This is a genomic window from Sphingobacterium sp. IITKGP-BTPF85 (assembly GCF_001006065.1).
Classification (GTDB): Bacteria; Bacteroidota; Bacteroidia; order Sphingobacteriales; family Sphingobacteriaceae; genus Sphingobacterium; species Sphingobacterium anhuiense.
Genome location: NZ_ASZT02000179.1, coordinates 1 through 8,760 on the forward strand (window position 1 = coordinate 1; position 8,760 = coordinate 8,760).

The 8,760-nt window shown below is 35.6% G+C and carries 5 protein-coding genes and 2 pseudogenes; 2 read left to right on the forward strand and 5 right to left on the reverse strand.

The genetic code is table 11. The annotated features are described in order from the left end of the window. Positions 1 to 39 precede the first annotated feature (39 nt). The 5 genes and pseudogenes from L950_RS22540 to L950_RS22560 form a co-directional block, all read right to left on the reverse strand. Positions 40 to 1,167, reverse strand: a complete 1,128-nt coding sequence (locus L950_RS22540) for a cysteine desulfurase family protein (protein ID WP_021190141.1) — start codon at positions 1,165 to 1,167, stop codon at positions 40 to 42. Positions 1,168 to 1,217: 50 nt separating this feature from the next. After that, positions 1,218 to 2,846 carry an apolipoprotein N-acyltransferase gene (lnt, locus tag L950_RS22545; RefSeq protein ID WP_021190142.1) on the reverse strand — a complete coding sequence of 543 codons (1,629 nt, stop codon included), beginning with the start codon at positions 2,844 to 2,846 and terminating at the stop codon, positions 1,218 to 1,220. Between the two features lie 2 nt (positions 2,847 to 2,848). Then, positions 2,849 to 3,562 carry a PH domain-containing protein gene (locus tag L950_RS22550; RefSeq protein WP_021190143.1) on the reverse strand — a complete coding sequence of 238 codons (714 nt, stop codon included), beginning with the start codon at positions 3,560 to 3,562 and terminating at the stop codon, positions 2,849 to 2,851. Positions 3,563 to 3,595: 33 nt separating this feature from the next. After that, positions 3,596 to 4,259: pseudogene (gene rsmI, locus L950_RS22555) on the reverse strand (16S rRNA (cytidine(1402)-2'-O)-methyltransferase). A gap of 138 nt (positions 4,260 to 4,397) precedes the next feature. Continuing rightward, positions 4,398 to 5,390, reverse strand: a complete 993-nt coding sequence (locus tag L950_RS22560; RefSeq protein ID WP_021190144.1) for an aldo/keto reductase — start codon at positions 5,388 to 5,390, stop codon at positions 4,398 to 4,400. Between the two features lie 299 nt (positions 5,391 to 5,689). Here L950_RS22560 and serS point away from each other — a divergent pair. Together serS and L950_RS22570 are read left to right on the forward strand one after the other, a co-directional pair. Further along, positions 5,690 to 6,959: pseudogene (gene serS / locus L950_RS22565) on the forward strand (serine--tRNA ligase). 541 nt (positions 6,960 to 7,500) lie between these two features. Beyond that, positions 7,501 to 8,760: TonB-dependent receptor plug domain-containing protein (locus L950_RS22570; RefSeq protein ID WP_021190145.1), on the forward strand; the 1,260-nt coding region annotated here is incomplete at its 3' end.

The window sequence follows — 8,760 nt, forward strand, 5'->3', positions numbered from 1 at the left end:
AAAAGACCTTCAAATTTTGAAGGTCTTTTTAGTTTTTTTCTATTTGCAGATCCCTTTGAGGTGATTAACAACGAAGTCTACTTCTTCTTTTGTATTGTTTCTACAGAAAGAAAAACGTACTGAAGGTCTTGTGCCGTCCGCCCTTATAGCTCCTAGTACATGTGATCCGATATCGGTTCCAGAACTACAGGCACTTCCACCCGAACAGGAAATACCAGCAATATCTAGATTGAATAATAACATATCTGCCATATCCGTACATGGAAATGATACGTTTAAAACAGTGTAAAGTGCTTTATTTGGTTCAGTGACACCATTAAATTTAATATCTGGAATTGCTATCTGCAATTGTTCAATCATATAAGATTTTAACCCCTGTATGTAAGCACTATGTTCTTCCATATGTTCGTAGCTCAGTTCTAAGGCTTTTGCTAGTCCTGCGATACCATATACATTTTCAGTTCCACCACGCATATTACGTTCTTGTGCACCACCATAAATCATGGGTTTGATTTTCGTATTTGCATTAATGTATAGAAAACCAACTCCTTTCGGTCCATGGAATTTATGTCCAGCTCCCGTTATAAAATCAATTTTTAGCTTACTTAGATCATGTGGATAGTGACCCATAGTTTGGACAGTATCAGAATGAAAGATTGCTTTATACTTTTGACATATTTCTGATATTTTTTCAATATCATTTAAATTTCCAAGTTCATTGTTACCATGCATAATGGAAACGAAAGTTCTAGGGTTTTTTGAGAGTAAGTCTTCTAATTGATTTAAATCAATATTACCAGTGGAATCTACATGCAGTAAATCGAGATGAACTTTTCCTGATTTTTCCATTTCTTCCAATGTATGGAGTACAGCATGATGCTCAATAGGAGTAGTGATCGCATGTGTGATTCCAAAATCTACAATGGAACGTACAATTGCCATATTATCAGCTTCTGTACCACCGGAGGTAAAGAAAATTTCAGATGGAGAAGTATGTAAGATCTGCGCAATGGTTTTACGCGCTTTTTCAACAATTGTCTTTACTTGTCGCCCATGTGAATGAATAGAAGAAGGGTTTCCAAAATTATTTTCCATCGTGTCTATCATGACACGAATGACTTCTGGATCTAGCGCTGTAGTTGCAGCATTATCAAAATATACTTGCATAATGGACAAAATTAAGTAAAAGTAAGTTTACTTATTTAATGGGATTCGGATTATTTAATAAAATTGCTTGTTTTTGATTTTTTAAAAAAGGTTAACGTAGCAAGTAAAGCGCCAAGAAGGCCTAGATATGCAAGAATATCACCACTTTTCGTATAGATGGTCAATTCTTCGCTGAGATTGATTTCCTGTGTTAAGGCAGCCGGTACCCACCAATCTGTTTTTTGAACGATATCACCACGTTGGTTGATAAATCCAGATATACCCGTATTGGCCGAACGGGCCACCCATCTTCGATTTTCAATGGCTCTCAATTTTGCGTAATCTAAATGCTGATCTTTACCGGAAGTATTTCCCCACCAGCCATCGTTTGTAATGATCGCAATAAATTGGGCCCCTTGCTGTATATATTGCGCAACATAATTTCCCCAGATAGATTCATAACAGATGACGGGAGCTGCACCGATACCACTTTGTGAATAAAATACCGATGGTTTATCCTGTTTTCCATATCCCCCGGTCGTTCCTCCAAATGCACTAAATAGAGGTTTTAAGAAATTAATTGCAGTGCCAAAGGGCATTTGTTCAACACCGGGAACGAGTTTCGATTTATGATAAAACTGTAGTTTGGAGGATACGTCAACTAAAGTTGCGGCATTGAAATTGTCTTTATACAAGTTTGGTCCTACTTCTCTAGCGGTAAGTGTTCTTTTATCGTTATATAGCCTATAACTCTCTATCCCAGATAGTACATTGCCATTTTTATAGTCATCTAGAAAATTAATGAGCGAATCAAATGTACTTGTATTTCTAAAATCTTCCTCATCAAAATCACCTCTTTGCGATAAAGCGGTTTCCGGCCATATAAAAAACTCCGTATTCGGCTTTGCAACAGATTTTGATAGTTGCATCAGAGTTTTTAATTGTTCTTCGGGACTGATATAACCAAATTTTCCAAATGGGTCAATATTGGGTTGAACAGTTACAATCTGAGAAGGATTAATATGTTCCTCAAATGTAATATATCGAATAATTGAATAAGTAGAGGGGATGATCAATGCTAGTGCTAACGCGATTTTAAGGGTACGTGGTTTGGCTAAAGTATTGATTTCTTTCTTGTTTAAATAAAGTAAGAAAATTAAGATATTACTTAACCATATCCAGACTGTACCACCGTATACTCCAGTAAACTCATACCATTGAATTAATTGATGAAAATTTGCAAACCCATTACCTAAGGTCATCCACGGAAATGCTAGATCCCAGGATTGGTGTAAATATTCATAAGATATCCAAAAGGCTATTAATCCAAACAAGGAAAGAATAATGGATACTTTTTTTCGCATCTGATAGTATAGTCGAAATGCAAGCGCCATTAGTAATGCCCCTAATAAAAAAGGAATGAGCGAAATAAAAATGGCAATATACCACGGCATTACTGCAGATATAGAATTGTATACCCAATAAATAGAGGATGTATTCCATACCACTACCGTTAATCCTGCTGTAAGAAAAATCTTTTTACCTTTTTTAATGTAGGTTTTATTACGGATGATATTTTCAACTGCAATTAAGAGCGGAAGAAAAGCAATTAATAAAATTGGACTGCTGTAGGGTACAGGTGGCCAGCCTAACCATAATAAAAAGGCACTTAAAAGTGCCAGTAAATATTGATTTCTCACGATTAAATTTGCGATAAGATTTCGTTTTTCTTGTTTTCGTATTCTGCCTGTGTAATCAACTGTTTGTCAAAGAGATTTTTTAATTTTCTTAATTTGAGTGTTATCTCATCATCTTCTTCAACTATAGCAGGTGGTGCTACCTCAATAGTTGGCGGGATTATAGTTTCGGGTACAATAGTTTCACTGACCTCTTCCACTATAGGCAAGGATGGTGTGTTTTTAGAGGCAGGCTCTTCTTCTATTATAGGTTGATGAATTTCAAATGAGGGAGCTGTCTGCTTAGGAGCGGTTACAATAAATTTTTCTCTCTCCTGCTCGATCTCTTTTAATTTAGATGTTTCTAAAGCCCCTTTGATTAGCTGGTATAATTTACGTGCCTGTACTTTAGGGATATAATCAATACTTAAATTTTCCCCAGTACTAGGGATTACGGTTACTTTAGAACCAAAAATCTCTTCTTTAAACGCGATATCTTTGATATCTTTCCAACTGAAAATTTCAAAATCTGTTGCTAAGCCCAGCTTTGTAAATTCACACATGAAAATACGTTTGTTACTAATCGTTATACTGTCGGGAAGAATGGTAACGGCCGGTTTTTTCTGTACGGCGATATAATCAATTCGCTCTCCCTCTGTCATCATATCTTGCAATTTGACAACTAACTTTTCTACAATTTTTATGTCCTGGCCATCAATGGCAAAAAGTTCAAAGTTCATGTTAAATCTATTTTAAATAAATGAAGGCTAAACTTATTCTAAACCTCCCACACAAAATACAAATTCTCCTTTAATAGGATTGTTTTCAAAATGTAATTTTAAATCAGTTAAAGTACCTCTTACATTTTCTTCATACAGTTTACTTAATTCTCGTGATATCGAAGCTTGTCTTTCTGCTCCAAACACTTGAATAAACTCATCAATTGTTTTAAGGATACGATGTGGTGATTCGTAAAATATCATCGTTCGTTTTTCTTCAGCCAAGAATTTCATACGGGTTTGACGTCCTTTTTTCACAGGTAGAAATCCTTCAAAACAAAAACGGTCATTTGGAAGTCCAGAATTAACCAAGGCAGGAACAAAAGCGGTTGCACCAGGTAGACATTGTACTTCAAGCCCCTCTTTAATTGCCTCCCGTACTAATAAAAACCGGGGTCAGAGATAGCTGGAGTACCGGCATCTGAAATTAGGGCAATAGTCTGACCTTCTTTTAGAAATCTAATGATTTCTGAAATCGCTTTATGTTCATTGTGCTGATGATGCGCAAATACTTTTTTTCGATTCCAAAATGTTTCAAAAGGGGGGCACTTGTGCGTGTATCTTCGGCAAGAATAACATCTGCTTCTTTTAACACACGTATAGCGCGAAAAGTCATGTCTTCTAAATTGCCAATTGGCGTAGGAACTAAATAAAGCATTTACAAAGGTAAGTTTTTTTTAATAATTGTAATCAAGGCTTTGACTTGCCTTTTTTAATAGCATGGGCTATTTTATTTATAGTAGTATTAAGCTCATTTCATTGGATAGAATCCTAATATGAAATGAGCTTTTTAAATTTATTTTGCTAAAATATTTTCAATTTGCTGTAATTCTTCTCTTGTAAATTGCTGGTTCTTTATCGCATTGACGGCATCTTGAATCTGTGATACTTTACTTGCTCCAATTAAAACTGATGTCACTTGAGGTTTCTGTAATAGCCACGATACAGCCATTTGTGCCAGTTTTTGATTTCGATGCAGCGCTATTTCGTTTAAAGCTTTTATTTTTTCGATTTTATCTGAAGTGATATCACTTTCATGAAGTGAAATACTTCCAGAAGCCGCTCGTGAATCTTGCGGAATACCATGTAAATATTTATCAGTAAGTAAACCTTGGGCTAAGGGTGAGAAAGGAATACAGCCGACTTGCTCCTCTGTAAGCAAATCCAATAGGCTTTCTTCGACCCAGCGCTCAAACATAGAATACTTAGGTTGGTGGATGAGACAAGGCGTGCCCATTTGTTTTAAAAGATCTATCGCACGTTTTGCTTCAGGTGTTTTATAGTTCGATATCCCGACATATAAAGCCTTTCCTTGTTGGACTAATAAGTTTAAAGTGGCCATTGTTTCTTCCAATGGTGTTTCCGGGTCCGGTCTATGGTGATAAAAAATATCTACATAATCCAGATTCATTCTTTTTAAACTTTGATCTAAGCTAGAGACTAGGTATTTTTTCGAACCCCAATCCCCATACGGGCCATCCCACATCGTATAACCAGCTTTGGAAGAGATAATCATTTCATCGCGAAGTCCTTTAAAGTCTGTCTGTAATATTTTTCCGAAATTTTCTTCTGCCGAACCAGGAGGCGGCCCATAGTTGTTCGCAAGGTCAAAATGCGTGATACCCGAATCAAATGCTGTCTGTATTAACTTACGACTGTTCTCAAAATCATTGACATGACCAAAATTTTGCCATAAGCCCAATGAGATTGCTGACAATTTAATTCCGGAATTACCCGAACGGCGGTATTCCATTTCTTGATATCGATTATTCGCAGGTGTATAGTGCATCTGTTATTATGCTTTATGATTTTATATAAAGGCAATTTACAAGTAATCTTACATATATAAAGATCTTGATGTAAAATTGATTTTAATTTTCATTCGGACTTATTAATTGAACTTCACATATTATATTTCTTCTCTATAATATTTCGTGATGGAAGAGTGGGATATCGATTCGTGTATAACAATCATGAGTGCCAAATAGAAAGGGCGGGAACGAACAATTTTGTTTAATAAATGACAGAATAAAAATTGTAAATAAAACAAATTTATCTAAGTTTGTTTCTTTAAAAATACATACAATTATGTTGCAATTGAATTATATCCGTGAAAACAGGGATAAGGTAATCGAAAGATTAGGTGTCAAAAATTTCAAGGAAATTGGATTAGTAGATGAAATCATCACTTTGGATGAACAACGTCGTAAAATTCAATCCGAGTCAGATGCCCTTTCAGCTGAAGCAAATTCATCCGCAAAAAAATCGGAGAATTAATGCGTCAAGGTAAAAAAGAAGAAGCTGAAGCCGTAAAATCCCAATCCTCCGGATATAAAGAACAGATCAAAAGTTTGACAGATCATTTAGATCGTGTTGAACAGGATTTAAATGCAAAGATTGTCCAACTTCCCAATCTTCCACATACTACCGTTCCTGTAGGTGTATCAGCAGATGATAATGAAGTTGTGTTAGAAAACGGAACTATCCCTACATTAGCAGATGATGCGGTTAGTCACTGGGATCTGTTAACTAAATACGGTATCGTAGATTTGGAGTTAGGTGTAAAGGTAACAGGTGCAGGTTTCCCTGTCTATAAAGGAAAAGGAGCTCGCTTGCAACGTGCATTGATCAACTTCTTTTTAGATGAAGCTGCAAAAGTGGGGTATGAAGAAGTACAGGTACCTATTATGGTTAATGAGGCATCTGCATTTGCTACAGGTCAGTTACCTGATAAGGAAGGCCAGATGTATCATGTAACACACGATGATCTATACTTGATACCAACAGCGGAAGTTCCCGTTACAAATATCTATCGCGATGTTATCGTAAAAGAAGAACAATTTCCTATTAGACATTGTGCTTATACACCTTGTTTCCGTCGCGAAGCGGGATCGTATGGTGCGCATGTTCGTGGTTTAAATCGTTTACATCAATTTGATAAAGTAGAGACAGTACAAATCGTTCATCCCGATCGTTCTTATGATGCATTGGAAGAAATGAATACTTATGTGCAGGGACTGTTACAAAAACTTGAATTACCTTATCGTGTATTGCGTCTCTGCGGTGGTGACATGAGCTTTACAGCCGCGTTGACTTATGATCTGGAAGTATACAGCGCCGCTCAAAAACGTTGGTTAGAAGTGTCATCAGTTTCAAATTTCGAAACGTATCAATCTAACCGTCTGAAAGTGAGGTTTAAAAACCAGGATGGTAAAATGCAATTGGCTCATACATTAAATGGATCTGCATTAGCTTTACCACGTATAGTCGCTTCTTTATTGGAGAATAATCAAACAGATAAGGGTATAAAAATACCGAAGTACTAGTTCCCTATACAGGATTTGAATACATTGACTAAAATTTATTTTGGAAATTATAAAAAGGTTGTGAACATTTCACAACCTTTTTTATGTTAAAATTTCGTTAAATATATATAAAGCAGTATATAATTCTGTTTGAATGTCAATTGTGAAAATTTTATTAATAATTATGCTATTTGCATTTTTCATAACATAGGTTATTCATATTTACGTTTGTTATGAAAAAAACTTTTTTGTTAAAATACTTGTAATAGCAACTTTGTCTCTATATATTTGCTTCCCGCTTTCAAGATGTAATGTCTGTGAAGGAGTTACTACCATTATTCATCGTAAATTTTAAAAAGAAAATTTACAGATTCTTATCAGATCACCATAGTGAACGCTGCTTGCTGTCACTATTTGTTCGATCTACAATTTGTTAAATCTGTTTGCAAACGAAAAGCTATCCGTCTAGGTGAAGGAGGTTTTGATTTGTGTTTTTTGAATTGTTGAGACAATTAAAGTTTAAGCGTTTTAAATACACATCTTATTTTATGGACATAAACATATTTATATAAATTAATTAACAAACTAAATAACATGAAACAAACATTACTTAGTTTTCTCGTTGGGGGGATGATTCTATCATCAGTAGCATTCGCTCAAGAGAAGAAGATTAGTGGACGTGTTACATCAACAACTGGGCAAGCGGTACCAGGAGTTACTGTTGTTGTGAAAGGAACTAATCAAGCTACCCAAACCGATGCAAATGGTAACTATTCATTGAGTGTACCAGCAGGTAAGGTAGTTTTATTTCGCTCGATAGGTTTTGGCGAAAAAACAATTATTGTCAATAACAATACTTCAGTTTTTAATATCTCATTGGAAGATAATACTAATGCGATAGAAGAAGTTATTGTAACGGCAAATGCAATCAAAAGAGAGAAAAGATCATTAGGTTATTCTGCACCTGTTCTTAAAAGTGATGAATTAACGGAAGGAAGGAATTCAAGTGCCATTAGTGCTTTAGCGGGTAAAGTAGCTGGTGTGAATATCACTTCAACATCTAACTCTCCAGGAAGTTCTTCCCGTGTTGTCTTACGCGGTGGATCATCTATTTCAGGTAATAATCAGGCCCTTATTGTGGTTGATGGTACACCGATTGACAATTCAAGTGTGATAGGTGGTGCATCATCATTAGAAAGTGTTGATTTTGGTAACCGTGGTAATGACATCAATCCTGATGATATTGCAACTGTAACAGTTTTGAAAGGTCCTGCAGCTGCAGCATTATATGGTTCCAGAGCATCTAATGGGGCGTTGATCATTACAACGAAGAGCGGTCAAAAGGGCGCTAAAAATGAAATTACATTTAGCTCCACTAATACAATGTCCTCTATTTTGAAATTGCCAGAATTTCAAAATGAATATGGTCAGGGTTATTCAGATTACACGAAAGACGGAGAACTGTTTTTTGTTAATGATCCAAAAGAAAACTGGTCTTGGGGAGCTCCATTTACGGGAGAATTTCAAGACTGGGGACAAGCCATTAATGGTGTTCGTCAAAGGAAAGCTTATTCTGCTGTAAAAGATAATGTAAAAGATTTTTTTGATCTAGGTTTAGCATCAGATAATAACTTAAGTTTTTCAGGTGGTTCTGATAAATCCACTTTCTATTTAGGTTTAAATGCTTTAAATTCAAATGGTGTTTATCCTGGAAAAAAAGATACCTATAATAAATATGGTGTGCGTTTTAACGGATCTACAGAATTTTCTAATAAATTTTCTGCAGGTGTATCCTTTAACTACAGCCGTATTAATAGTAATAATGTTGGTGGTGGTCAAGGTGGTGGTTCAGTT